General features: G+C 40.2%; 27 protein-coding genes, 13 tRNA genes, 1 pseudogene and 1 other annotated feature. Of the genes and pseudogenes, 28 read left to right on the top strand and 13 right to left on the bottom strand.

The genetic code is table 11. The features are described 5' to 3' along the window. Positions 1–2: 2 nt before the first annotated feature. Positions 3–422: a MerR family transcriptional regulator gene (locus tag PP175_RS18300; RefSeq protein ID WP_272439720.1), complete on the top strand. Its 420-nt coding sequence runs from the start codon at positions 3–5 to the stop codon at positions 420–422. Between the two features lie 234 nt (positions 423–656). Here the strand turns inward: PP175_RS18300 and PP175_RS18295 are convergent, their stop codons facing one another. The 3 genes from PP175_RS18295 to PP175_RS18285 all read right to left on the bottom strand — a co-directional run bounded on the left by PP175_RS18295 (position 657) and on the right by PP175_RS18285 (position 2,084). Continuing rightward, positions 657–872, bottom strand: a complete 216-nt coding sequence (locus PP175_RS18295) for a Rossmann-fold NAD(P)-binding domain-containing protein (RefSeq protein ID WP_272439719.1) — start codon at positions 870–872, stop codon at positions 657–659. Between the two features lie 590 nt (positions 873–1,462). Beyond that, the gene (locus tag PP175_RS18290) at positions 1,463–1,924 is read right to left on the bottom strand and encodes a sensor histidine kinase (RefSeq protein ID WP_272439718.1); all 462 of its coding nucleotides are present in this window, start codon (positions 1,922–1,924) and stop codon (positions 1,463–1,465) included. Further along, positions 1,881–2,084: a VIT1/CCC1 transporter family protein gene (locus PP175_RS18285; RefSeq protein WP_272439717.1), complete on the bottom strand. Its 204-nt coding sequence runs from the start codon at positions 2,082–2,084 to the stop codon at positions 1,881–1,883. Before PP175_RS18285 ends, PP175_RS18290 begins: the two co-directional genes overlap by 44 nt. Before the next feature lie 292 nt (positions 2,085–2,376). Here PP175_RS18285 and PP175_RS18280 point away from each other — a divergent pair, with 292 nt between their 5' ends. Beyond that, on the top strand, positions 2,377–2,721 hold the full coding sequence (locus PP175_RS18280; protein WP_272439716.1) for a hypothetical protein: 345 nt from the start codon (positions 2,377–2,379) through the stop codon (positions 2,719–2,721). Between the two features lie 63 nt (positions 2,722–2,784). Beyond that, positions 2,785–3,306: a DUF1003 domain-containing protein gene (locus tag PP175_RS18275; RefSeq protein ID WP_272439715.1), complete on the top strand. Its 522-nt coding sequence runs from the start codon at positions 2,785–2,787 to the stop codon at positions 3,304–3,306. A gap of 1,002 nt (positions 3,307–4,308) precedes the next feature. Here the strand turns inward: PP175_RS18275 and PP175_RS18270 are convergent. The 3 genes from PP175_RS18270 to PP175_RS18260 all read right to left on the bottom strand — a co-directional run bounded on the left by PP175_RS18270 (position 4,309) and on the right by PP175_RS18260 (position 6,422). Beyond that, positions 4,309–4,608, bottom strand: a complete 300-nt coding sequence (locus tag PP175_RS18270) for a DUF2653 family protein (RefSeq protein ID WP_272439714.1) — start codon at positions 4,606–4,608, stop codon at positions 4,309–4,311. 19 nt (positions 4,609–4,627) lie between these two features. Then, positions 4,628–5,047, bottom strand: coding sequence for a hypothetical protein (locus PP175_RS18265; RefSeq protein WP_272439713.1), 420 nt, complete (start codon positions 5,045–5,047; stop codon positions 4,628–4,630). Positions 5,048–5,474: 427 nt separating this feature from the next. Further along, entirely contained in the window at positions 5,475–6,422 is a 948-nt protein-coding gene (locus PP175_RS18260; RefSeq protein WP_272439712.1) for a polysaccharide deacetylase family protein, read from the bottom strand. Positions 6,423–6,820: 398 nt separating this feature from the next. Between PP175_RS18260 and PP175_RS18255 the strand changes: the two genes are divergently transcribed. The 15 genes from PP175_RS18255 (at position 6,821) to PP175_RS18185 (ending at position 9,854) form a co-directional block, all read left to right on the top strand. Beyond that, the gene (locus tag PP175_RS18255; RefSeq protein ID WP_272439711.1) at positions 6,821–7,297 is read left to right on the top strand and encodes a polysaccharide deacetylase family protein; all 477 of its coding nucleotides are present in this window, start codon (positions 6,821–6,823) and stop codon (positions 7,295–7,297) included. Between the two features lie 20 nt (positions 7,298–7,317). Continuing rightward, positions 7,318–7,944, top strand: a complete 627-nt coding sequence (locus PP175_RS18250; RefSeq protein WP_272439710.1) for a polysaccharide deacetylase family protein — start codon at positions 7,318–7,320, stop codon at positions 7,942–7,944. Positions 7,945–8,188: 244 nt separating this feature from the next. Next, positions 8,189–8,450: a sequence feature (23S ribosomal RNA rRNA prediction is too short), on the top strand. A gap of 119 nt (positions 8,451–8,569) precedes the next feature. Further along, positions 8,570–8,646: transfer RNA gene (locus tag PP175_RS18245), tRNA-Glu, on the top strand. A 5-nt stretch (positions 8,647–8,651) separates the two neighbouring features. Further along, positions 8,652–8,727 (top strand) — tRNA-Val (locus PP175_RS18240). 6 nt (positions 8,728–8,733) lie between these two features. Next, positions 8,734–8,808 (top strand) — tRNA-Asn (locus tag PP175_RS18235). A gap of 79 nt (positions 8,809–8,887) precedes the next feature. Then, positions 8,888–8,963 (top strand) — tRNA-Gly (locus PP175_RS18230). Positions 8,964–8,979: 16 nt separating this feature from the next. Next, positions 8,980–9,053, top strand: a tRNA-Gly gene (locus PP175_RS18225). 8 nt (positions 9,054–9,061) lie between these two features. Then, a tRNA-Arg gene (locus PP175_RS18220) sits at positions 9,062–9,138 on the top strand. Positions 9,139–9,169: 31 nt separating this feature from the next. Then, positions 9,170–9,246, top strand: a tRNA-Pro gene (locus PP175_RS18215). A gap of 14 nt (positions 9,247–9,260) precedes the next feature. After that, positions 9,261–9,337, top strand: a tRNA-Met gene (locus PP175_RS18210). 72 nt (positions 9,338–9,409) lie between these two features. Beyond that, positions 9,410–9,498 (top strand) — tRNA-Ser (locus PP175_RS18205). A gap of 14 nt (positions 9,499–9,512) precedes the next feature. Further along, positions 9,513–9,588 (top strand) — tRNA-His (locus tag PP175_RS18200). Between the two features lie 3 nt (positions 9,589–9,591). Further along, positions 9,592–9,668: transfer RNA gene (locus PP175_RS18195), tRNA-Ile, on the top strand. A 10-nt stretch (positions 9,669–9,678) separates the two neighbouring features. Beyond that, positions 9,679–9,753 (top strand) — tRNA-Cys (locus tag PP175_RS18190). A 9-nt stretch (positions 9,754–9,762) separates the two neighbouring features. Then, positions 9,763–9,854, top strand: a tRNA-OTHER gene (locus PP175_RS18185). Between the two features lie 156 nt (positions 9,855–10,010). Here PP175_RS18185 and PP175_RS18180 read toward each other — a convergent pair. Next, positions 10,011–10,232: a hypothetical protein gene (locus tag PP175_RS18180; protein ID WP_272439709.1), complete on the bottom strand. Its 222-nt coding sequence runs from the start codon at positions 10,230–10,232 to the stop codon at positions 10,011–10,013. A gap of 213 nt (positions 10,233–10,445) precedes the next feature. On the opposite strand from PP175_RS18180, the gene PP175_RS18175 reads away from it, so the two are divergent. After that, positions 10,446–10,694, top strand: a complete 249-nt coding sequence (locus PP175_RS18175) for an IS110 family transposase (RefSeq protein ID WP_272439708.1) — start codon at positions 10,446–10,448, stop codon at positions 10,692–10,694. Continuing rightward, positions 10,694–11,164: an IS110 family transposase gene (locus PP175_RS18170; RefSeq protein ID WP_272439707.1), complete on the top strand. Its 471-nt coding sequence runs from the start codon at positions 10,694–10,696 to the stop codon at positions 11,162–11,164. The genes PP175_RS18175 and PP175_RS18170 overlap by 1 nt, the downstream gene beginning before the upstream one ends. Before the next feature lie 379 nt (positions 11,165–11,543). On the opposite strand, the gene PP175_RS18165 is transcribed toward PP175_RS18170, so the two are convergent. Then, on the bottom strand, positions 11,544–12,908 hold the full coding sequence (locus tag PP175_RS18165) for a transposase (RefSeq protein WP_272439706.1): 1,365 nt from the start codon (positions 12,906–12,908) through the stop codon (positions 11,544–11,546). Between the two features lie 484 nt (positions 12,909–13,392). Continuing rightward, positions 13,393–13,970 (bottom strand): annotated as a pseudogene (locus PP175_RS18160) (recombinase family protein). Positions 13,971–14,520: 550 nt separating this feature from the next. On the opposite strand from PP175_RS18160, the gene PP175_RS18155 reads away from it, so the two are divergent. Both PP175_RS18155 and yjcZ read left to right on the top strand, forming a co-directional pair. After that, on the top strand, positions 14,521–14,769 hold the full coding sequence (locus PP175_RS18155; protein WP_272439705.1) for a DUF2642 domain-containing protein: 249 nt from the start codon (positions 14,521–14,523) through the stop codon (positions 14,767–14,769). A 380-nt stretch (positions 14,770–15,149) separates the two neighbouring features. Further along, positions 15,150–15,236, top strand: coding sequence for a sporulation protein YjcZ (yjcZ, locus tag PP175_RS18150; RefSeq protein WP_272443319.1), 87 nt, complete (start codon positions 15,150–15,152; stop codon positions 15,234–15,236). Positions 15,237–15,290: 54 nt separating this feature from the next. Here the strand turns inward: yjcZ and PP175_RS18145 are convergent, their stop codons facing one another. Beyond that, complete coding sequence (locus PP175_RS18145) at positions 15,291–15,458, bottom strand: hypothetical protein (RefSeq protein WP_442870481.1); 168 nt, start codon at positions 15,456–15,458, stop codon at positions 15,291–15,293. Positions 15,459–16,436: 978 nt separating this feature from the next. Between PP175_RS18145 and PP175_RS18140 the strand changes: the two genes are divergently transcribed. Both PP175_RS18140 and PP175_RS18135 read left to right on the top strand, forming a co-directional pair. After that, positions 16,437–16,697, top strand: a complete 261-nt coding sequence (locus PP175_RS18140) for a hypothetical protein (protein ID WP_272439703.1) — start codon at positions 16,437–16,439, stop codon at positions 16,695–16,697. Positions 16,698–17,385: 688 nt separating this feature from the next. Continuing rightward, complete coding sequence (locus tag PP175_RS18135; protein ID WP_272439702.1) at positions 17,386–17,634, top strand: DUF2642 domain-containing protein; 249 nt, start codon at positions 17,386–17,388, stop codon at positions 17,632–17,634. A 123-nt stretch (positions 17,635–17,757) separates the two neighbouring features. Here PP175_RS18135 and PP175_RS18130 read toward each other — a convergent pair whose 3' ends face one another. Beyond that, positions 17,758–18,045: a hypothetical protein gene (locus PP175_RS18130; RefSeq protein ID WP_272439701.1), complete on the bottom strand. Its 288-nt coding sequence runs from the start codon at positions 18,043–18,045 to the stop codon at positions 17,758–17,760. A gap of 994 nt (positions 18,046–19,039) precedes the next feature. On the opposite strand from PP175_RS18130, the gene PP175_RS18125 reads away from it, so the two are divergent. Both PP175_RS18125 and PP175_RS18120 read left to right on the top strand, forming a co-directional pair. Then, on the top strand, positions 19,040–19,261 hold the full coding sequence (locus tag PP175_RS18125; protein WP_272439700.1) for a hypothetical protein: 222 nt from the start codon (positions 19,040–19,042) through the stop codon (positions 19,259–19,261). A 658-nt stretch (positions 19,262–19,919) separates the two neighbouring features. After that, entirely contained in the window at positions 19,920–21,002 is a 1,083-nt protein-coding gene (locus PP175_RS18120; protein WP_272439699.1) for an IS4 family transposase, read from the top strand. 462 nt (positions 21,003–21,464) lie between these two features. Here the strand turns inward: PP175_RS18120 and PP175_RS18115 are convergent, their stop codons facing one another. Next, a complete protein-coding gene (locus PP175_RS18115) occupies positions 21,465–21,572 on the bottom strand; it encodes a putative holin-like toxin (protein WP_272439698.1) in 108 nt (35 codons plus the stop codon). A gap of 703 nt (positions 21,573–22,275) precedes the next feature. Here PP175_RS18115 and PP175_RS30095 point away from each other — a divergent pair. Beyond that, on the top strand, positions 22,276–22,485 hold the full coding sequence (locus PP175_RS30095; protein ID WP_442870480.1) for a recombinase family protein: 210 nt from the start codon (positions 22,276–22,278) through the stop codon (positions 22,483–22,485). Positions 22,486–22,491: 6 nt separating this feature from the next. Further along, on the top strand, positions 22,492–22,791 hold the full coding sequence (locus PP175_RS30090) for a recombinase family protein (protein WP_442870479.1): 300 nt from the start codon (positions 22,492–22,494) through the stop codon (positions 22,789–22,791). A 429-nt stretch (positions 22,792–23,220) separates the two neighbouring features. Here PP175_RS30090 and PP175_RS18110 read toward each other — a convergent pair whose 3' ends face one another. Continuing rightward, on the bottom strand, positions 23,221–24,504 hold the full coding sequence (locus PP175_RS18110) for an IS110 family RNA-guided transposase (protein ID WP_272439697.1): 1,284 nt from the start codon (positions 24,502–24,504) through the stop codon (positions 23,221–23,223). Between the last annotated feature and the right edge of the window lie 93 nt (positions 24,505–24,597).

Here is a 24,597-nt window from a genome sequence, read left to right as displayed (position 1 = left end):
AGGTGAAGGACAGTCCGGATATCGTAACCTCAATTAAGCAGGCGGCTGAATTCTCTGGTTTATCGGAAGACACCATCCGTTATTACGAAAAAATCGGATTGCTACCGTATGCCGAACGTAAAGCAAATGGACATAGGATTTATAGCAAAAATCAATTAGAGGGCATGGTTTTTTTGACGAGACTCAAAGCATCCGGAATGACGTTGAAGGAAATGAAGAGTTACCGTAATCTTTCCGAACAGGGCTCAGCCTCAATCCCTCAAAGAGTCTTCATTCTAATAGAACACAAGAAAAGAATTCAGAACGAAATTGACCGATTACTGGAGACGCAAAGAATTATTGACTACAAAATTGACCATTACAATGAGGTTTTATTAAATCCGGATATAAACGATACAGCATGTGACCCCGGAGAAGAGTAATTATGCCATTAGCTTCCAAACGACTAGAATGGAAAATCACCATTTGCCGAATGGGAGCTGATAACACCTAATGTATTATCCAATTCCCATGAATCAATTGTTGTCGGTATAAGTCGGGGGATACAGCTCAAGAGTCATATGTTATTGTTATTTGATCAACTCAAATTTTTCAGGCCCGCACGATTCGTCCATGCGGGCCTATTTCCACCTCTACACCGATAGAGCGTTTGGTGTTCAATTGTTGAAGTAGTGTCCTTTTTCGAGGTCCGCTATCAACGTGGGATGTGTAGGCCTCCATCCTAGGCGTTCCTGGGTCAATGCATTCGACGTCAGGTTGTCAACCGACAGTAATCCGGAGAGGAAGCCGAAGTGGGCATCTGCTTCTTCTTGGGACATGCTGACTACCGGCAGATTCAAGTGGCGACCGATGACGTGGGCGATGTCACGCAATGGCACACCCTCATCACCGACCCCATGCAGCCGTGACCCCGCCGGGGCTGATTCCATAGCCAGCCGGAACAATCGAGCCGCATCGAGGCGATGCACGGACGGAGCGAGACGGACAATCGATGATCGAACCCTGCTCTTTGCTAGCGCGAGCGCCGCGTTCTCCGACGCTACCCGGGCAAATGCGGGCGAATTCGGATCGGGTGCGTCCTCTTCCGTGCCGCGGTGTCATGGCGTGAGCACCAAGGTTCCGGAAGTGACCACGAATGGTTTATCGGAGCCCTCGAGCGCTGCCCCGATTGTCTCGACAGCGCGCAGATCAACTACGCCCGTGTTGGCATACTCGGCGGCGTCGGCGAAGTCGTTTATGTAGGCCAGGTGAATGACGCCATGCCCGCCATTGGGATGGGAACACATTAATTTTCTTGGAGAGTACACCTTTGATATAAATAAAGTAGCAAATTTAAATTCACTCCGGCCCCTTATTCAATAAAATAAAGCCGATGATTCCTTAGCATAGGAAAAATCGGCTTTTTTCATGTCGAAATTTGCTTAGCGTATGTTTTTCGCGTTTTGTTGGTGGGACCCCTCCTTTAAAATACGAGGGATCCAGTTGCTGCGGTTCCTGGTAATAAATTATGCACTCCTATTGTAGTTGTATTTGAACGATCATTAGGGAGAGAAACAATAAACTCACTTCCTTCTCCGAGCACACTGTTAACCGAGATTGTACCGCCGTGAAGGAGGACTAACTGTTTTGTAAGGGGTAATCCTAAGCCTGTACCTCCGAATTTTCGCTCTAGAGTCCCGTCAACTTGATAGAAACGGTTAAATATCTTTTCTTTCATATCTTCGGGTATTCCGATGCCTTCATCTTTAACCGAAAGAATAATGTCCCTTTCCGTTTGCTCCGCCTTAATATATATTTTCGTGTTATCCATGCTAAACTTTACCGCATTACTTAACAGATTGAGTAGCACCTGTTTAATTTTAGTTCGGTCCCCAAAAGCGTCAAAGTCCCATAGCAATACAACTTGCTGCGATCTCAGCTCCACCTGCGGTCAGGATTAAAGTTGTTGAATCCACCGAACCTGATAGACCAGCGGCGAGAGCGAATGGGACAGTAAGACCAAATGACATACCGATGACAATGTCACGAATCAATTCAGATGCTGTAAAGTGTCTTTCTACGTGATGTTTTTGTTTTTTAACCACCAAATCCACTCCTTTCTTAGATGAATATGGTCACTCTTTTTTCTCCTGTGCTATTTCATAATACCTCATTTTCAAAAAGAAAAACGTAGTAAATTGAAGAAATATAGAGATATATAAAGATAATCAATTTCAATTAGAAATATTATTAATATTTAATTGTAAATGATACTTATTATCAATATGAGAAGCTTGCTTTAATCAAATTCTAATGAAAATGCCTTGGATTCCCAGGTTGAACCTGAAACGTAGGTGGGTAAATAACAGATACACCTGGTAAAGGAAGTGAGGAAAATTGATTAAACGGTTTAACGACTTTCTTGCGAAATATGCAACGTTAGCGTTAGGTACGATGTGGGCTTTTTATATTTTTCTTTTATACTCGCTGCTTCCTTTGGTTTTCCCTCAGTCTATGGATAAGCTTATGTATTGGTCAAATGTCATTCAGCTTGTCACACTTCCTCTGCTGGCAGTAGGAACAGCCATTCTTGGAAAAAAAGCGGAGGACAGAGCTAAACAGGATCATAAAGCGATTATGGAAGAACTTGACACGATTACAAAAATGTATCGGGAAATTAAGGAGATTCGCCAAAATGTGGAAGAAGAGAAAATTATTACTCAGTTTAAACAAAACAATTGATGGCATGTAAATGAAAGCATCCCATTATGATGAAAAATAATAATGATTCGGAGGTAGTGTGAAATGAAACAAGTTGAGAAAGAAGGAAATGGACTCGATGAAAACATGATTAAGCGTATTAATCGGATTGTGACTGACTATGAACATACCGTGATAACCCATCTTGATAATGAGTATCAACATAAAACTTCATTTGGAGACCGCTTGGCGGATCGAACGGCATGTTTCGGGGGCAGCTGGCGATTCATTATTACTTTTGGGTTGTTTTTAGTAGCTTGGATTATATGGAACACCTTACCTTCTACACATCATTTTGATGAAGCACCCTTTATTCTGTTAAACTTAATTTTGTCCTTACTTGCGGGTTTTCAAGCCCCGGTTATTATGATGAGCCAGAATAGACAGGCTGAACGTGACAAAAAGGAAGCATCGATTGATTTTGCCATTAAATATAAAGCGGAAAGAGAAATTGATGATATGCAAGACGATTTGGCCCGTATTGAGTCGAAGCTGTCGGAAATCAAAGATCTAAGGCAAGAGATTGCCGAGATCAAGAGAATGCTCATAGCTAACAGATCCTCATGATCTCGATGCTAATAAGTGTTGTTAAAGGAAAGGTGTTATTTACTCGTTCACTGATCCTTTCTTTCTGCGTAGTCTAATTTATCTCGTAAGTACAATCGACAACCAATCATAACTCCTCCAAACAAAATTAAAATCGCAAATAATGTTATCCCGCCAACCGTAATAGAAGTCAAAGAAGGCATCATGAACACTCCTAGTTATTGTCATTTTCAAATGCTATTAAGGAAAGGTTATAGTATATGAAAATCCATCATCTCTGGTAGTTGCTGTATAGCAGATTGTATAAAGCTGAGTTTAGGTTTTATTTATATATCGTTTCCATGCGATTCTGCTTAAAAAAATGAGACAGAATGAAAAAGTTTCCAGAAGGATTAGGTTGCTATCCGGCGGTGACAGAAGCATTTTTCTTGCCAATACTGTTAGGAGTATATCTGTCAGTCGAATGGGATTTCTTAATCTCAATAATTCCATAATCTCAAACACAAGAATTAACGAAAAAATGTCTTCAGCTATATGATGAAAATTATTAAATAACAAAGATGGATTACTAAATATTGATAACCACTTAATGATAAATCCGACCATGCCAAGACATAGCGTAATAAAGATGATGAAGAAGATGCCGACATGCAGCCATGAGAGATTCTGATATATGTTATCAATTGTAATTTTATGTCTTTCACTTTTCATTTCAGGGTTTTCCTCCACAAGATTGCTACCATATCTTAAGCATGTTCCAAATTTTTATATATAAATCCATCTTTTAGTGTTTACCTCGTAAAAACAACCGACAGCGAATCATAACTCCTCCAAACAAAATTACTATCACAAATAATGTTAGCTCGCCAACCGTAATAGAAATCGAAGAAGGTATCACGCAAACTCCTAGTAGTCATCATCAATTTATAGTAAGCATGCAAAACACTTGTGGCAAGGATATTGACTATAAATGCCATTTACATGTGTGCATGTAAAAAGAAACCCATTGTGGGTTTCCATAAATTAATCGTATACCACCATAACATTTGCCTCAATGCCTGTTTGGGGATTGAACTGCAAATCCACCCGTAGTCGATCGGGGATAAAATTATGGTATTCGGCAAGATACATGGCTATGCCGTCAATAATATCTTGCTGGCTTAAATGGATGTTCTGAAATCCCTTTCTTGCATCTGCGGAAAACCCGAAGCTTGGGTTATGCTGAAGATCCACATCCACTTGCTCGGGATTGCCGTTATATCGCCGAGCGACAAATACACAGCAAGAATCAATAACATCCTGTTCATTAAAATGTAAATTCATTTTTAAGCTTCTCCTTTGGTTAGTAAGCACGTCTTGAGAAAAGTTTCCGTACAATGAAAACAATTACGGCAATGATTATGATGTCCATGATTAAGCCAGAAATGCCATGTCCCGCCCCTCCAAAAGGATGGAACATGCTGCCCAGTAACGCTCCGGCACCAAATGCAGCTGCATGGGATAACAATCCGCTGGATTTCTTAGGTACTGACGGATTAAAAGTACGGGCTTGGGTTACATTTGAGGATGCATTTTTATACCCTGAATGATAGGTCTGGTTGTTTGAATTGGAGAAGCTGCCTGAGTGCGAACTTTTTGAAAGTGATATGCCGGAATGTGAAAAATTTGAAGCATGTCCTCCGCCAAAGTGTGCTGCAAATGCTGTCATTGGGTTGAATACGATCAAAACGGATACTAAGAATGGAATGATTTTTCCTTTCATCGTAAAACCTCTTTCTTTTGTGATAGTAAATATGATGTTATTATCCTATACAATTATTAAAGATCGTTAAACAGGGTCAACTTATAAAATTGAATTTTTTATGAACGAATTTTCCATGAAAGTCACATCCTCATGAACTTTTTTCCTGAATACCGTGATAAAAATGCTGAAATAATGGTAAACATCTAATTAAAAGAGGTGTTTACTGTGCATACGCTTGGTTTTCATTTAAACGCAGCACGAATATTCGATATTGTGTTTATCATTTTTCCCACCGCAGCTTATTTTGTTAGAAGACATTTCAAACAAACCAACAACGATAAGGACTGACTTCGCTAATCCATGTGCTTTTGCTAACGCAACAATGACAAGAGCAAACAACCAGCCTGAGTGGCCGGTTGTTTTTATTTTCTATTGTTCTATAAATTTACAATACCGGGCTATGAGCACCATGTTTGACACTTGATTTGTGGCTGTTTAAACCAATAATCTTTTTAAATTGATTAAGGGTTGTGTAGGGAAACACACCATTACGAGGCAATTCGAAGATGGGGCTACCAGGATATACTCTTCCTTTTCGGGTTGTAAATGCCATGCGAAAGCCTTCTTTTTTCAAGAGTGAGATGGTATCTGGATTATACTGACCGAACGGATAAGCAAAATAAATCGCATGTGTTAATTCTTTAACCTTATGGATATCATTCTCAACAGCCGGTAGTGGTTTGGCGATAAACCAACTTGTTTTTCCAATCAAGCGATGAAAGTTATGGGCATGGGCTTGATAATCAAAAACATCACTGTAATTCGCAAGCTCCGACCAACTCACATGGTTTAATTTATCAGGATTAAATGTCTCTGTTTTTTGCTGCATAGGTCCAGTCATAAGAAATATCGTGGCTTTATAGTGATATTGTCTTAGAATGGGTGCGGCATATTTAAAATTAGATAAATAGCCATCATCAAAGGTTATTACAACCGATCTTGAGGGCAGTTTTACTTTTCCCTGAACGTACTGTTCAAGTGTATTAAGTGATATCACTCTATAGCTGTTGTCATGTAATACTTTCATCTCGACACCAAATTGTTCAGGGGTAATGACAGCTGCATTACCACGAAATTTTTTGTTTTCTTTTGATTCCAGTAAATGATGATACATTAACACGGGAACACCTGGCAACGACTTGTCTATGTTGGTTCTCTCATACGGTTTTGTTGGAAACGGTGGATACCTCAAGCTAGTGGATTCTATTTTTGGTGCAGCCTCGACTTTAATTGATGTGTCTTGTTTATGCACTGTGGTGGCACTGCATGCAGTAAACATCCACATGATTATTAAAGCCATTGTCACCTTAATTCTTTTAATGCTCCTTGGCATGGTAGTACCCCCCATTGAAAATGAGATTCATTGTAACTCATAGTGTAGTAGTTTAACATTAATAATTGATAAGTAGATAAACAGATATTTTTTACTAAACAAAAAGGAGTTTACAACTGGAGATTTTTTATTCGGTTGTAAAAGGATAAATAAATCTTAAAATGGTTTAAACAACAATTACATATTAGGATCGTATTGTTATTTTGCATTAGTAATACTTACATATAAATTAGTTGGATCATTTTTTAAACCAATGTAGTTGAAGAGGAGGGATCAATGCCCAAAAAGCGACCAATGCGAGGTTGGCAATCATACTTATATAACGTTTAGGATAAAATCACCAAATTAAAAGTCATTAAAAATGTTGTTGAGGACAAACAAATAGGATGTGAATTGTAATGAATAAGTGGATGTCTTTATCTGCGATCGCCATAAGTTTCCTTTGCCTTACAGGATTTTCTGCCCCCACTCAAAACTCTTTGCCAGCGTCCATGTCGGAGATGGCACAAAAGTACCCCGATTATGTAAAACAGATCGGACCATCCGACAAACGTGAGGTAGCCATCACCTTCGACGATGCCCCTGATCCCCAATTTACACCCAAAATTTTGGACGTGCTTAAGCAAAATCACGCAAAAGCCACCTTTTTTCTGATCGGTAACCATGCTGAAGCCCATCCAGAACTCGTGAAAAGAATCATCAGTGAAGGAAATGAAATAGCCAATCATAGTTATGATCATGCTTATTTGCCAAATCTTTCACCTGACAAGTTTCAAAATGAAATCTTACATACCAGTAAAGTAATAAACGATATCACAGGTAAAGCCCCGTTGTTATTTCGCCCGCCGTACACAAGCATAACCGAAGAAGAATAAAGTGGTTAGCCGATCAAAAGATGTCTACCATTGGATGGAATGATGATACACAGGACTGGAAACAAATTCCGCCAGATCTGATAGAGACCAAAGTATTTGATCAAATTAAACCTGGTGCAATCATTATCATGCATTCGGGCTCTCCCGATTATGGAGCAAATCTATCTGGAACGGTTGAGGCCCTTCCCAGAATTATCAAAAGGCTCAGAGAAGAGGGGTATGAACCAGTAACCTTATCTCAATTATTAGGGATTTCAGCTTACCAAGATGGGGATAATGCTGATTCTAAAGCAAGTCAAATGATGACCTCAACACCTGTTAAATATTTTATCAGTCCCAAAGCGAGCAATAACGTATCAACAAAGAAAGAAATATATAAGTCAGATTTGCGGCTGGATTCGGAAGAATATAGTCTTGTTACCGGTGAGAGATTGGACACACAGGTCACCTGCCTAGAGGATGGTCACAAAAGAGACGTAACAATGCACAGTAACTTTTCAATTTCTGATCCCACAATTGCTTCTGTAGATAGTATGGGTAATATCACTGGCTTAAAGCGTGGAGCAACAATGTTGACAGTCACATATTACAACCTGAAAGTAACGGCCAAGGTTTATGTATATGGACTGCGTCAACAAAGAAAGTAACCTTACATTAAGCAAACGCTGATTGAAAGTTGTCTACTCCGAGTGCTACCTTGGTTAGGAATTCAGCGTTAACATAACAGTATAAAATCTTGACTTAGACCAAACTATTATTCATGTTGATGTTGATTTATGTTCCGTTAAACCATATCCAAGCTAAATCATATCCTTAATCTGAAGTGCTTCATACCGATTGGTTGACTTCGATCGAATGTTTTTGAACAGTTCGGTCCCTATCTGTCGTGGGCGCAGGAAATTTGAGAGGAGCTGTCCTTAGTACGAGAGGACCGGGATGAACGCACCGCTGGTGCACCAGTTGTTCCGCCAGGAGCATCGCTGGGTAGCTATGTGCGGCAGGGATAAGCGCTGAAAGCATCTAAGCGTTAAGCCCCCCTCAAGATGAGATTTCCCACAGCACAAGCTGGTAAGACTCCTTATAGATGATGAGGTAGATAGGTTCGGGGTAGAAGTGCGGCAACGTACGGAGCTGACGAATACTAATCGGTCGAGGGCTTAACCCAAATATTTTTAAAATGGATACCCAAGCGCATTGTAACTTCCCATTCAGTTTTCAACGTGTAAATAAATGGTTCCGGAAAAGCATCCTTCGGGGCTTTTTTTATGTCATGGCCCGTTGGAGAAGCGGCTTAACTCACATGGCTTTCACGCATTCATTCAGGGGTTCGAATCCCCTACGGGTCACCATTGATGGAGGATTAGCTCAGCTGGGAGAGCATCTGCCTTACAAGCAGAGGGTCGGCGGTTCGATCCCGTCATCCTCCACCATATTGATCCGCAGTAGCTCAGTGGTAGAGCAATCGGCTGTTAACCGATCGGTCGCTGGTTCGAGTCCGGCCTGCGGAGCCATTGTCGCGGGGTGGAGCAGTTGCAGCTCGTCGGGCTCATAACCCGAAGGTCGCAGGTTCAAGTCCCTCCCGCACCATATGCGGACATAGCTCAGTTGGTAGAGCACGACCTTGCCAAGGTCGGGGTCGCGAGTTCGAGTCTCGTTGTCCGCTCCATTATATATCTTGATTTGCGGGTGTAGTTCAATGGTAGAACATCAGCCTTCCAAGCTGAATACGTGGGTTCGATTCCCATCACCCGCTCCATATCATGCGTGCCCGTAGCTCAATTGGATAGAGTGTCTGACTACGAATCAGAAGGTTGGGAGTTCGAGTCTCTCCGGGCACGCCATTTTTATGTCTTCATTATCTTTTACAACATTCGGGAAGTGGCTCAGCTTGGTAGAGCACCTGGTTTGGGACCAGGGGGTCGCAGGTTCAAATCCTGTCTTCCCGACCATTATCATATATGTTGGCGGTGTAGCTCAGCTGGCTAGAGCGTACGGTTCATACCCGTAAGGTCGGGGGTTCGATCCCCTCCGCCGCTACCAGATTGGAATGTGTTTGTTAGGTAGGGAAGCTCAAATCTCTTCTGGGAAACCAGGAGTTTATATAGATTTTGCGGAGGGATACCGAAGTGGTCATAACGGGGCGGTCTTGAAAACCGTTAGGGTGCAAGCCCACGCGGGTTCGAATCCTGCTCCCTCCGCCATCTTTTCTATAATGGCGGTCGTGGCGAAGTGGTTAACGCATCGGATTGTGGCTCCGACATTCGTGGGTTCGATTCCCATCGATCACCCCATATGGGCCTATAGCTCAGTCGGTTAGAGCGCACGCCTGATAAGCGTGAGGTCGGCTGTTCGAGTCAGCCTAGGCCCACCATACATAAGACGGAGGCATAGCCAAGTGGTAAGGCAAAGGTCTGCAAAACCTTTATTCACCGGTTCAAATCCGATTGCCTCCTCCATCCTAAATTGCCAGGGTGGCGGAACTGGCAGACGCACAGGACTTAATAAAATCCTGCGGTAGGTGACTACCGTACCGGTTCGATTCCGGTCCTCGGCACCACTCCTACATAAATGTAAACAAAAAAACAACGAGGTTGTGTCAGATAGATTACAAAACCATTAGTTTAATTGGGCGTCTTTTTTTGCGTTTATGTCCGATAATCGCACTTATGTAAAAATCCGATCTAAGAGTGACTCAGATCGGATTTTTATTAGATTATGAACTGCTACTATCACCTTTACACTTTAGTCCAGACGGCGGTGCATACGCTGGTGATACAGCTGTTGGTGCATAAGGTGCCATCGGTACATTTACTGGGGGGGCGTACGCCGGGGATACAGCTGTTGGCGCATAATGCCAGCATTTTCCCATGTGATACACGTACTTTTCATAGTGATACTTAGATTTTGCTATATGATACATATATCTTTCGTCCATGTTCATCCTCCTATTTTCTCTAACGAATTAGTACAGTCTACATTATGGGAATTAGCTTAGATAAGTGTTAGGTAAATTGGGGCAAACTACAAAAACAAATATGGAGCATTCCTGTTAAGGGAAAATTTGAGGTTCGATAAAAAAAGTACCTCCTGTTAACATACGAGGTGTCAGCCTGCAGGCGACCCTTAAATAACAGAGGAGGTACTCAACATGAATTATAAGCAAAATCAGCGTATCGAGCAAATGAATGAGTTTACATTAGTGGTAGGGGTTGACATCGCCAAGCACAAACATGTTGCGAGGGCGCAGGATTATCGAGGCATCGAAATTGGGAAACCTTGTACGTTTGACAACTCACGGTCTGGATTTACTCATTTGTGGAAATGGACACGTTCGCTTATGGAAGCCCATTGTAAAACTCACGTTGTATTTGGAATGGAACCGACGGGGCACTACTGATGCCTCTAGCTCAGTTTTTACGTCACGAAGGCGTTCCCGTTGTTCTGGTTAATCCGCTGCACGTTAAGCGTAGTAAAGAACTTGATGATAACTCACCAACCAAAAATGATGTGAAAGATGCCCGTGTCATTGCACAACTTATGAAAGATGGTCGTTACTCTGAACCCCAGATTCCGCAAGGAATCTATGCCGAACTTCGTGTCGGAATGAACATACGAGAACAGCTATCTAAAGACTTATTGCAAGTTAAAGGGCGAATTCACAACTGGCTAGATCGCTATTTCCCTGAGTTTTTAACAGTCTTTAAAGATTGGGAGGGAAAAGCAGCACAATCTACACTTCGTCATTTTCCTTTACCAGAGGATATTGTACAGCGAGATGCAGAAGGTATTGTCCAAGTGTGGAGAGTTGAGGTTAAACGTGCTGTTGGGATAAAAAAAGCCTTACAGTCCATCGTGTTTATGAATTAGCTGCACAGATTACACAACTTCTGGCTGATGAATCACGATTGTCACAAATGCGAGGAGCCGTACAGTCGCTTCAAAAACGAAATGCGTCGGAAACGATTATCAATGATATATTGGAACGTTTAGGAACAAGTGGGAAAGTTGGACATGATGAAGTATAATAAGCTTTCTTTCTAAATCGAATTCCTCTTTATGCGTACTTAGATGACATGATCGAGCAAAGAAACGAAATGGAAGCGGAAATGTATGGAGAAATGATGCGACGACTTACGTTACCTTTAAAAAATATACAGGTGAATCAATTTCATAATTGCTTTTTAAAAATCTCAATACCTACAGAATTTTTGTATTCATTTAAAAAACGACCGGAGGTCGCGTTCTGTTAAGCGGCTTTGACGCTCAATTGGGTGTTGATACGATCAACAGCTAATTTAGAAGCATTAAACAATAGGCACAGTAAATCAACATGGACTTTCGCTAATTCCCCAGAACGATATCGGATATTGTTCAGCTGAAAATATTCCTTCAAGTACGCGTTCACTCGTTCTACAGAAGTACGTTCCTTATAAAGCTCTTTCCATGACTTACTTCCACGAGCGGGAGCTGGATACCGGCGCAAATCTGCTGTTTTTTTGATTTTCATGCTCTTTTGACATAGCGTGTCGTGAGCGAGCGGGCAGTCCTTACATTCCTTCGGTCTTGTATACTTTAGTGTTTCGTATTTTTTATCATAGCTGTCATAACGGTAGGAATACTCGCGGACACAGGTCGGTGCAAAATACTTATCGACACCGATAGGTGGCGCTTCGTTCCGCTTATTATAGGCAATGATACCGTCCGCTTTCATGCGATAAACCTGCTCATAAATCGGGTTGTAATCATAACCAGCGTCTGCCATCACTTTCGTGATGTTCAGAATAGGAAAACGCTCAGCTATCCCTTTTAATAGTGGAATCGCAGCTTTGGCATCGTTCATGTTTCCTGAAGAAAGCAAATGCCCTAAAATGTACTGACTTTTCGTTTCTACAGCTAAGTGAAGTTTGTAGCCATACCAAAAAACGTTTTTATTTTCGGAGTTCTTCTTAATTCCCCACCTGGGAGCGTTTGGCATTTGTTTTTGAAGCTCATCGAAGGTGTAATCCAATTGTTTTTCGATTTTCTGCTCAAAAATAGGCAGGTTGTTTTGGATTTCTTCCTGCTCTTTTTTCCAGGCTTCATAGTCTTCTTTCTTTTTGCGGCCTCGTTTTTTCGGTTCTTTGACATCGGGTTTCTTTTCCACTTCATCCTTTTGTGGAGCTTGATCTCGGGCCTCTATATGCGTAGCATCAATGGCAATATGGCTACCATCAATAAAACCTTCTTCCATCGTTTGGGAAAGAAGTTGATGGTTCATCTCGGCCAACACGTTTGAGGTTTTAATTTTTCGAATCAAACGTGAGAAAGAAGATTCAGATGGCACCCGATCGGAAAGGGAAAAACCGCAATCCAGAAGGAAAAGAACATCTTGTTTTAAACGGCGAACAAGAAGTTTTATGGTTGGGATCCCTTCTAAAATACGAGCCAGCATAGAATAAACCATTGCTGGATAGTTAAGCGACTGAGGGGCACCTTCACATGTGTTCTTTGACGTGATTTTAAGCAGTGGCATAATATTAATGCCTTCAAAAATCGCTGTGTAACGTTCGGTGGGTTCTAAATCTAACAAATCTTGCAGGGAAAACAAATGACCTTGACGAATAGAGTACATGAGGAGACCACCTTTCTCATTGAGTTGTCTGAGCAACTACTCTATTCGAGATTTGGGGAGGTACTCCTTTTTTTCATGCCCATTGAACCTTACGGTTCAAAGGATTTGAGTTATGAAATTGATTCAGGTACATATATTAGAAACTTTAATATTCGCTGTATGATTACTTATTTGTATGAGAAGAATGAAGTTCGGTTTTGATTTCAAGAGAACAGTTTACGGCGTTTAGAACACCCCTTTTTTTTAAGCATACAAACTCACTAAGACCCCTTCTGTATCACATGGAAGGAGTGTTTAGTATTTCTGGCACCGTTACAAATTCTAGGTGAGCGGCTTTCAATACTTTGATAACGGCAGGAAGTGCCTGAACTGTGCTGCATTATGGTAAACAGATAACAAACAAAAACCCGGAAAATAGTCAGGTAAGGTAAGTACCTTTTTCCGGGAATTCGATCTCCGTTTTCCTCCCAATTACTTCGTTTTCCTACCTTTCCTGGTTCTCTTCACTCGTTTCCTTCCGTTTCTTTAGCTCGCGATATAAAGTTGCTTTGCTTACACCCGTTAAATCCGTGATTTCACTGATGGTATGCTCTTGACTGTCATATAAGGTAAGAGCTTGCTTGATTTTTTTCTTATCGGAAGATGGCCGGCCACCTTTCCTCCCTCTTGCCCTGGCTGCTTCAAGTCCTGCCATTGTCCGTTCTCGGATAATATCGCGTTCAAACTCGGCCAGAACGGCAAGCATACCAAACATAAGTCGTCCAGTTGAGGTGCTGGTATCAATATTATCTCGAATGCTTACAAACTCCACTTTCATTTCTTTTAACTGCTCGGCGACTTCGATCAGTTTTTTAGTGGAACGGGCAAGCCTGTCCAATTTGTAGACAACGAAGGTATCACCAGCACGCAATGTATCCAATGCTTTCGTTAGCTCCTGCCGACATCTTTGGCCCCACTTACTTTTTCTGTATAAATACGATCACATTCAACCTTATGTAAGGCGTCCAACTGAAGGTCAAGTGATTGGTCAGCTGTAGAAACCCTGGCGTATCCAATTTTCATAAAAGTGCCATCCTTTCGTTTCCTCTTCTCTTAATTGTATCTAAAATGTACATTTTAGAATATAAGTTTTTGAGACGGAAATTGAAACGAAAATAAAGGCAAAAAGTGAAGATTTACAATACATTTCCTTTAGTATCAAAAACAATCGTTTTTGATACTAAAATAAAAACATTACGAATGAAATCCGGATAAAGCTAAATTAGATGGGTTAGTACGAGTACTTTGAGCCGGTTCAACCTATCAACTATTATGAAGAACAATTTTATAAAGCGAAAAGTAGAACAGTATTGCATGGATTCACATCGTATAGGTCCATATATTCCAGATTATTGGGGTGCATATTTTGATTCGCAGTTTTCATCTGAAGATTCCTCTTCTAACTATAAGAAATGCGAATGAAAAACGAACCCGTATGGACGATTATCTAATGGATGCTAAACATTATTGTACGTGGCTTTGATAAAAAAGATAATAGGCATTTGCCCTAAGGCAGGTATCTAAATACTGCATATATTCTTTAGTATGATTTTAAAAACGAAGAAGGTGGCAAATGTATTATCCAATGTTTTTTTATGCTTCCCCTGTATCTAATCAGGTGGGTTACGCACGAGAACAAACCCCAAAAACTCCATTTATGGATCATTTAACAACACAAATAGGGAATGTTATATTCGTTGCTACACCAATCGGGGTTATCAAAGGAACGCTGGAAGCGATATTTTCAGATTCCATTTTAGTTAAATCCAATGCGGCACCTTATCATATCAGACTTGAACAAATTATCTATTTTACTTACTGAACTTGGGGAGAACATGAAAAACGATCAAACGAAAAAACAAGGCAGATCTCCTAAACAATTGGAGTTCTGCCTTGTTTACATTCTGAAGGTTATCGGACCTTAAACTAAATTTATGTAAGAATGGGGGGCAGTGTCTAACACTCGTTTACGCTCATCTACATAGCTTGTTATTATCCTACAAGCAGGATAAAGAGAACGATGCCCGAAAAAACTCATTGCCTCCACCCAAAAATGCCTCTTTTTAGAGGTTTTTTTGGTAATTCGTGCGTGCATTTGTAGGTGTAGGTTTCTCCCCAATTTTACAAAGACAGGTATTCGTCCAATCTCATACCGTTGTATCTCCATAGGATAAATTACATCTCTTTGGAGGAGGTCATACTATGTTTGGTTGTGAAAGAGGGGAATTTTCGATTATTCTCGTTCTGTTCATCCTCTTAGTTATTATTGCGTGTGCGTGTGAACGCTAACTAGGAGATAAGAAACACCTAAACCCCGTGGGCTTTCTTTAATTTACAGTTTGCCTAGAAACAACGGGCACAATGACCGCAATGATGAAAACAATGGTGAAAACAATGGTGAAAACAACGGAAACAATGATGACAATGGAAGCAATTAAAACAACGGTGAAAACAATGACCACATTGTCGAGCCCCATCATAGTACTGGCCTTGAGTGCTGACAGGAATCATATCGTCCGCCTGTAACCCGGCAACATTTAACCCTTGGAGTTCTTTTTTGAAATCATCCATTTTTACAACCTCCGTTTATTAAATTAATAAGTTCTGCCGGCAGTATAACGACAAAACGGCAAAACGGACAGACGAAGAGAATCAGAAAAACAACTGCGTAAACGGGTGAATCAACCAAATATCCTCTCCTCGACAAAATATGAACGCTAATGGACTATTGTCACTGATTCAAATTACCAATCTAACGATAACAAAAAAAGATAGGAAAAAGAGTATCAGACACAGCAAAGCAGCCCATCTAGTGTTCAGGTGGGCTGCTTTAGTTTTTGTTATTATCGGACGTCTAGGATAATAGGCAAATGTCCATAACACATTTCTATATAACCTTACGTACTTTGTTATTACGTTGCGTTACTAATTTGATTAAGGGAGGCGATTTTAATGAGTAGAAAAAAAGGCTTCGGGAGAGTTGAAGCCTTTTTGCTATTTGCTATGAAATCCCGTACCTAGGCAAGAAGCTGTAGAGGAATTCTATATTGTTAAGATGCTCTAAAACTGGTTTCATTATTTATATTTTGAGTAGACGTTCGCCGTTTCATAAATACATTCAATACAATATTTTATAAGTAATTTCCTCGCCCGCCACAAAATTCACTGTGTAAGGAGGACGCTGCAAAAAAGTTTTAGAAATGAAAATATTTAGTAAAGAAAAAACGAGCTCTAGAATTGCTTCTAAGGCTCGTTTTTTGTATAAAAGTTATTTTTGTACAAATATCGTGCCCCCCTGTCCACAAACAGTGGGGGATTTTGTGATACATAATATCAATATCTTTATGTTATAGCTGGTTTACATATGATTATCGGACGCCAATGTTTATATTGCATTATCGGGACATCATATTGGGCGAACATACATGTTTCTCTGGCATAAGATGTACGAACTGATAGGCTAAAAACCAGAGAACAGGAGTGTCGTTAATGCAAAATGTTTTATATGATACACGACAAAATCTTACCGGTATATGGAGAGCTGACGATGGTGGAATATATTATATAAGACAAGCTGGAGACGAAATTTGGTGGGCTGCTCTGAGTCCTACAGGTCCAGCAAATGCTTTTATGGACATTTCAGTGCTCAATTCGGAAGATTTTCAGGCCGCTGAGCTGATCTTCCCGGGGTGGAACCATGGAATATGGGGATCTTGTTATAAATGTTGTGAACCCCTCACGATTGGATAAAGTTTACTATACCGGTAGATTCCCTGCATCACATTGGTCTAGGATTCGATAAACAACTTAGATCCCGTACCTACGTCTAATAAAAATCCGATCTGAGTCACTCTTAGATCGGATTTTTACATAAGCGAGATTATCGGACGTATTTGGCACATCAGAACGTTATTTATGAATAGATGACGATGAATACCCTACAGTGATGTCGGTTGCTTAAACAGTCACTTATATTGATGAGTAGAAGAGGAATCTTTACATGAGTGGGGCGAATCAAAAGATAAGCACCCCAATGATCTGGAATATATGAACCTATACGATGTGAATTTTTCACGGAATAGTGTTTTGCTTTTCGCTTTATAAAAGTGTTTTTGATAACAGTGCGTATGCTGTACCGGTTTAACATGGTCGTACAAACCCATATAATTTAGCTTTATCTGGATAATAATCTTTCATCCTTTTTTCCTGCATTCTCTTTCCCTCCTAATAAATTTTTTTATAGAATTAAACATATTCGGAGGGCCAAAAAGTCGTATGGACGATTGTCCAATGGATGCTAAACATTATTGAACGTTATACATAATAGCAATCAGATGTGGGGCTTTGATAAAAAAGATAATAGGCATTTGCCCTAAGGCAGGTATCTAAATACTGCATATATTCTTTAGTATGATTTTAAAAACGAAGAAGGTGGCAAATGTATTATCCGATGTTTGCTTATGCTTACCCTGTATCTAATCAGGTGGGTTATGCACGAGAACAAACCCCAAAAACTCCATTTATGGATCATTTAACATTACAAATAGGGAATATTATATCCGTTGCTACGCCAATCGCGGTTATTAAAGGAACCCTGGAAGCGATATTTTCAGATTCCATTTTAGTTAAATCCAATGCGGCACCTTATCATATCAGACTTGAACAAATTATCTATTTTACTTACTGAACTTGGAGAGAACATGAAAAACTATAAAACAAGCGAAGACGAACAGGATAATTTAACCCCAACATCTCTTCACTGAAGTGTTGGGGTTTTTATGCACATTATCGGACACTTTTTACAAACACATTATTGTTGGGAACCCTGTTGTGAAGCTTGTCCGTATTGTTGCTGTTGTAGCTGTGCAGCTAACTGTTGAATTTGTTGTAACTGCTGCGCTGCATTTTGCTCAACTTGAGCAAAAGTTTGAAACTTATTTGTCGCTTGTGTATTATTTTGTCCTTGCATTTGTTGAAATTGCTGCGCATTTCTTTGCTCTTGCTGTTGAAGTTGTTGAGCAATCTGTTGAATTTGTTGAATCGCTTGTTGCGCTCCTTGCTGCGCTTGTTGTGCTGCTTGCTGAATACGTTGTGGCATGTTAATTCCTCCATCATCATTGTGGTTTATATCCAAAGGATAGGATGCGCCATGCCAAAATTTTTTATACGAAACCTTTTACTCCCTTCTAAGGACAAGAGAGTGTTTTACATATCTGCTGTTATCGGACATTAGCAACAAGGAAAAAGCCAACACTCCAGGGGGAGTGTTGGCTATACCAATGCAGGACGAAGCTACGGAGGTTGCTTCCACTGTAGTATGTACATTTGTTGCAAACGCGATTCTGGGCAACTGTGATGCGAAAAAAATTCCCGGCTTAGCAAGGAGAAAACCGGGGCCGGGGTTCAAACTATTGGCAGGTAGCATTATATGCAGGCAAAAAGCGTTTTGCTCCATTATTGGACATCTCGGAAAACGGCGAATGTCTATAACACATGTTTATATTACCTACGTACTTTGTTATTACGTTGCGTTACTAATTTGATTTAAGGGAGGCGATTTTAATGAGTGAGAAAAAAGGCTTCTGGGTGAGTTGAAGCCTTTTTTTACTCAAATCCCATACCTACCCACATTGTTAAGAAGCTTAAAACTGTTTATTTTATTCTCGCCATAAGTAATTTTTTAAAAAGCATACTGAGGTTACTGAACGTAATAGGCACCTTTAAACATTATGATGAATAGCCTAACGAGGAACGGCTATGACTTACCAACTTCGGTCTAGCTGTGTTGTTGCTGCCATTTATCCATGTTGGTCTCCTCGGCCGATCAACGTGGATTTTTTTATGAGATAAAAAACTGTAGAAGATGTGTCATATACGACACATTTTCACTTGTTAGGAGGAGTTATGGAGGAACTCCCGTGTTTAGTGTGGTCATTCACCAAACCTTGATGCATGCATGTTGTTTGCATAATCGAACGTACATGATTAATTTTTCAGGTTAGCTTGCAAATTAGGTTAATACCTAACACTTATCTAAGCTAATTCCCATAATTTAGACTGTAATAATTCGTTAGATAAATAGGAGGATGAACATGGACGAAAGATATATGCATCATATATCAAAATCTAATTATCACTATGAAAAGTACGTGTATCACATGGCAAAATGCTGGAATTATGCGCCAACAGCTGTATCCCCGGCGTACGCCCCCCCAGTAAATGTACCGATGACACCTTATGTACCGACAGCTGTATCACCAGCGTATGCACCGCCGTCTGGACTAAAGGGTAAAGGTGATAGTAGCAGTTCATAATCTAATAAAAATCCGATCTAATTCACCCAACAGGGATGCAAGCGATCAGCTCCAGTACTGAAAAGACCTGTCTTACCAGACAGATCGACAACAGCTCTTTTTTTATCCATCACAAAAAGACAGACAATTCATATAATTATCTGATACACTCCATTTACTACTATCCGGGAGACGATGATAATGGCATGTTATGGAAGTAAAATATGTACGTGTAAACGAAGGATCCAATGGTTGGGGTTGGAAAAAGATTCTAAAGAAATTCATGAAATAAGATGCCCGAAGTGTGGAACTGTTCATAACATCATAACTACGTATGACATAAAAGCATTTGATATGCAAAAGACAGATATCTACCACATTTGTAGCTTGTAGCAGCGGTCATTCTTTTTTAACACCGCTGTGACGTGAATGAAATATAACAAGCTTATATTAGATGAAGGAGAACTACCCCCTAATAAATAAACTTCCCTGGGCCCGGACAACAGTCTGGCCCTTTTTTTGTTACATTTATTTTGTCCCACTAGTGTTGCATTAATTATATTTTAGTATTAAAAATCATCCAAATATTTAAATTTATTGTTTTTGCCAATAAAAAAATCCTTTACAATGGAAAGTACAGGTGGTTTCCTGTCCAAATCCAATATAAAGGATCACATCTATGGACAAGAATACACGAAAATCTTCATTTGGTAAATGGATATCGCCGATAAATCTTCAAAACCTTTTTGAACTGGTAGAACTCCATAAACAAGATATTTATACGAAAAAGCTAACGACTGAAGCTTATATCAAGCTGCTTCTTTTTTCACACTTACAGGAGACGGAAAGCCTTCACGCCCTAAGCGATGCTTTACTGGATACGGACCTTCAAAAAACCGTAGGTTTCGAGTCGATTAGTGTCTCACAGTTATCCCGAAAAAATAATAGCGTGGAACCAGCGATACTTTCCTGTGTTTTCTTAGATCTCGTGCAAAAAATCCAAGGGTTTCATCAAAAAATCGTAAAAACGATGCCGTTGAAGATCATTGATTCCAGCACTTTACCCTTGAACCTCACGCATTATAAATGGGCGAAGTTCCGGAAAACAAAAGCAGGCGTGAAACTTCACCTTCGGTTAGTTTTCATGGATAAAAACACCAAGGAACATGATCGCGGCCAGCTGGAAGTGCTGGTCGATGACAAAGAAGCCATGTACGTGTTTGACCGAGGATATGTAGATTACGAACGCTTTGACCGGATGACCGATGATGGATACTTTTTTGTTTCGCGACTCAAGAGGAATGCCGTGACACGTGAGATCCACTCCTTCTCTCTTCCGGAGGAAAGTATGGTTTTGTCAGACCGAATGGTATACATAGGGACGGCGCAAAATCGGGCAGAAAACATCTTTCGGCTTTTGGAAGTTGTGGATACCAAAGGAAATAAGCTTCGGCTAATCACGAACCGTTTCGATATAAGTGTCGAGGAAATCAGTGAAATCTACCGGTCTAGATGGGCCATTGAATTGTTTTTCAAATGGCTGAAGCAGCACGTAACGATCAAACAATTTTATGGCATGAGTGAAAACGCGATACAAAATCAAATCTTTTCTGCTCTTATTGTGTATTGTTTGCACGTGCTGATTCAACTTGAGACAAACAGCAAAAAGATGATCCTTCAGATTAGCCGGTGGCTCAAAGCTGCTTTATGGAAATCATCTATCGTTTGGATTCGCCGATTTTCTAATCAAACCGTTCCGTAGGAACGAAGCAGTCGTTGTTGCACAGGTTTAACTGTATAAAAATGCCAAATGGACAGAGCGACCTTTACTATAGCGTTTACCTTTTTGGCTTATAACTAAGGAAGATGTAAATCTGATAATTCTGTATTTATTTATGCAACACTAGTGAAATGTAATATTAAAATCAAACAATATGTAACAGGTTCAACCGTGTTTAACCTGTTATTATTATTATATGCACTTTTTTTAAATTGGTAATCTTATTTTAAAATAATATTTATAGATTATATTTATTACCGCACTTTCACCCTTCCAGTGGAAGACACGGTATAAATCATGTATAATAGGGGTAACATAAACAAAAGGTCAGGATGCGCTAACATCCTGACCTTGACAGTTAAGACCCCTCACAGGGTTCGGCTCGAAAGTGTTCTTACAAAAAGAAGTGACTTTCCCTTCAAGTTCTCAGGCTCAGAGGGTTGGTCACTTCTTTTTTATTAGAGCCACAATTGCTACGATAACTCCGACAAACGTAAGAACAAAAGTTCCGAATCCTACTGCCAGATTCATTGCTTCGTATGTGACTGTCATTATCTCACCCCCTTTCTATAGGGAGTGAGCCGACCTACCATGAGGAGCCAATATGTAACTGTCTATCTTAATTATACCATATTTAGCGGGGGTAGTTTGCGACACCAATTACAACTGAAACTGTACTTGTATCATAGTTATGGTTAATAACAAAAATGTACAGAAACTTACTAATTTTGCGACATTGGAAAATACGATTTTGTTTTGAGATTTTATTCTATTTAATTTGTTCCAAAACTATGTAAATAATTCTTTGTTCAATATTTGTAAATACTGGTGTCAAAACCGCTCTGTCTGTTGTTTATGTTTAAAATCGTAATTTAGAGACAAGTATTTTACTATTATTTAAGTTTAAAATCAATTAATTAATTTTCGTTCAAATAATTGTAGTTTCTTTAACGCCGCCGTCAAGAAATATATTTTTTTAACGGTAGAATTAGGTAAGAGGGCAATTTTTTTAAGGCATATTTTTAGGACAAGAGAGTTAGGAGGGGGATACATGAAATACGTTGGGTACATTCGAGTGAGTATAGACGAACAAGTTAGTGGGTATGGACTTGAAGCCCAGCGATCACAAATTATGCGCAACTATACGGATTAGAGGTTGAAAAAATCATTAGTGATGAGGGTAAAAGCGGCAAGGACTTTAACCGCGAAGGAATACAAGAAATTATAGAAGGTATTAAAGTTAAAAAATATCTTGGTGTCATTGAGCCGGAATCTGAAAGATATTCTGATATTTCATGACGACATATTCGTTCCGGCCAATGCTCACATTATTAGCGTAAAAGAACAATTTGACACCTCAACACCAGTAGGGCGGCTGCTTTTTCAAATGATCGGTGGTTTTGCGGAGTTTCAGAGAGAAACCATTAAACAGAGAATGAGCGCTGGAAGGGAAGAAAAAGCATAGAAGGGAATATACGCCGGGGGAGCTCCGCCATTTGGATACAGGGCTGTTAATGGAAAACTAATTGCGGATGAAAAAGAAGCGGCTGTTATAAATCAAATCTTTTCTATGAGGGCAGAGGATAAATCATTGCAGACAATAGCGGATCACCTAAATCTTCTTGGAGTTCCAACTAAGCGAGGGCACCTGTGGTCTAAATCCCAACTTAAATATATCTTGGACAGAGAAGCGTTTTACACCGGAACATATAGGTATTCGAATATTGTTACACAAGGACAACATCAACCTATTTTAAAAAGCGAACAGTAAAGCATTGGGAAGGGTATTAAAAATGCAAGTTCACTCCTCCCTCTATAAAATAAGTTTTTCTCTTGAATACGCTTGTTTTCTCAGTATTTCTTGCAAGTAAGCAAACGTTATAAAACCAAAAATAATAAGAAGTGGTTTTATATGGATAGAAGAAAAGGGCAAAAACGGGGTGACCGAATTTTCTTATAAAAAATGAAAATTATGGTAGCACAATGGATCTCCACAATAGCCCAGGTGGTGTACCCTCCCATGTCTCACGGGGTCCTTACGGCCCTTACATTCCTTCGTTCTACCTATCCGTGGGGTGGAGGCTGAAAAAGCTCCTTTGCAGGGTCAAATGCCCGAATGGTAAAAAATAACGTTCAGCTTCTCCGTGCTTACTTTTTTACAAGGAATGAGAAAAACTAAGTATGTTCAAGAAAAAGTAGATTACGCAACGTTTATTTTAAGTGCATGTTGAGATGGATTACTCACAAGCGTAGCGTCATATGGCTGTTGTTTGCGCCCTAATGCAAAGAAAATACGAATCAATTTACAACATAAAGCAATAAGCGACTGCTTCTTACGAAGCGGGTTCACAGCTCGGGTAGTAAACTCATGGTGTAGGGCTTTAAACTGCTGGTTTTTAGCGACAAGTGGCATCACACATTTAAACAGGAGGGCACGCAGTTTCGGACGACCTCTTTTCGTAATACGGGTTCTGCCTTTATGCTTGCCTGAACTGTTTTCTTTTAAATTAAAGCCAGCTAATTTTTGAATCTGACGAGGGTGAGAGTAACCCATAAGATCCCCGACTTCCGCAAGGAAGCCTGCCACTGTAACCAGTCCTACACCAGGGATCGTCATCATCTGAGCGGATCCAGGAATCTCTTGAATCAGACACTCGATTTGTTCCATACACGCTTCAAGCTGTCCACAAAGCAACTTGTGTTGGCTCAACAGAGCTTGGAGTCCTTGTCGGGCCATTCTTACTCCGGACTGAAGCCCGATAGACTTCTGAGCCACTTCAATAAGCTGAGAGGCTTTTTTTATCCCAACAGCACGTTTAACCTCAACTCTCCACACTTGGACAATACCTTCTGCATCTCGCTGTACAATATCCTCTGGTAAAGGAAAATGACGAAGTGTAGATTGTACTGCTTTTCCCTCCCAATCTTTAAAGACTGTTAAAAACTCAGGGAAATAGCGATCTAGCCAGTTGTGAATTCGCCCTTTAACTTGCAATAAGTCTTTAGATAGCTGTTCTCGTATGTTCATTCCGACACGAAGTTCGGCATAGATTCCTTGCGGAATCTGGGGTTCAGAGTAACGACCATCTTTCATAAGTTGTGCAATGACACGGGCATCTTTCACATCATTTTTGGTTGGTGAGTTATCATCAAGTTCTTTACTACGCTTAACGTGCAGCGGATTAACCAGAACAACGGGAACGCCTTCGTGACGTAAAAACTGAGCTAGAGGCATCCAGTAGTGCCCCGTCGGTTCCATTCCAAATACAACGTGAGTTTTACAATGGGCTTCCATAAGCGAACGTGTCCATTTCCACAAATGAGTAAATCCAGACCGTGAGTTGTCAAACGTACAAGGTTTCCCAATTTCGATGCCTCGATAATCCTGCGCCCTCGCAACATGTTTGTGCTTGGCGATGTCAACCCCTACCACTAATGTAAACTCATTCATTTGCTCGATACGCTGATTTTGCTTATAATTCATGGTGTGTACCTCCTCTGTTATTTAAAGGTCGCCTGCAGGCTGACACCTCGTATGTTAACAGGAGGTACTTTTTTTATCGAACCTCAAATTTTC

Source organism: Aneurinibacillus sp. Ricciae_BoGa-3 (assembly GCF_028421645.1).
Taxonomy (GTDB): Bacteria; Bacillota; Bacilli; order Aneurinibacillales; family Aneurinibacillaceae; genus Aneurinibacillus_B.
Note: the sequence above shows the minus strand (reverse complement) of the source record. Positions and strands in the feature narration are given on the sequence as shown.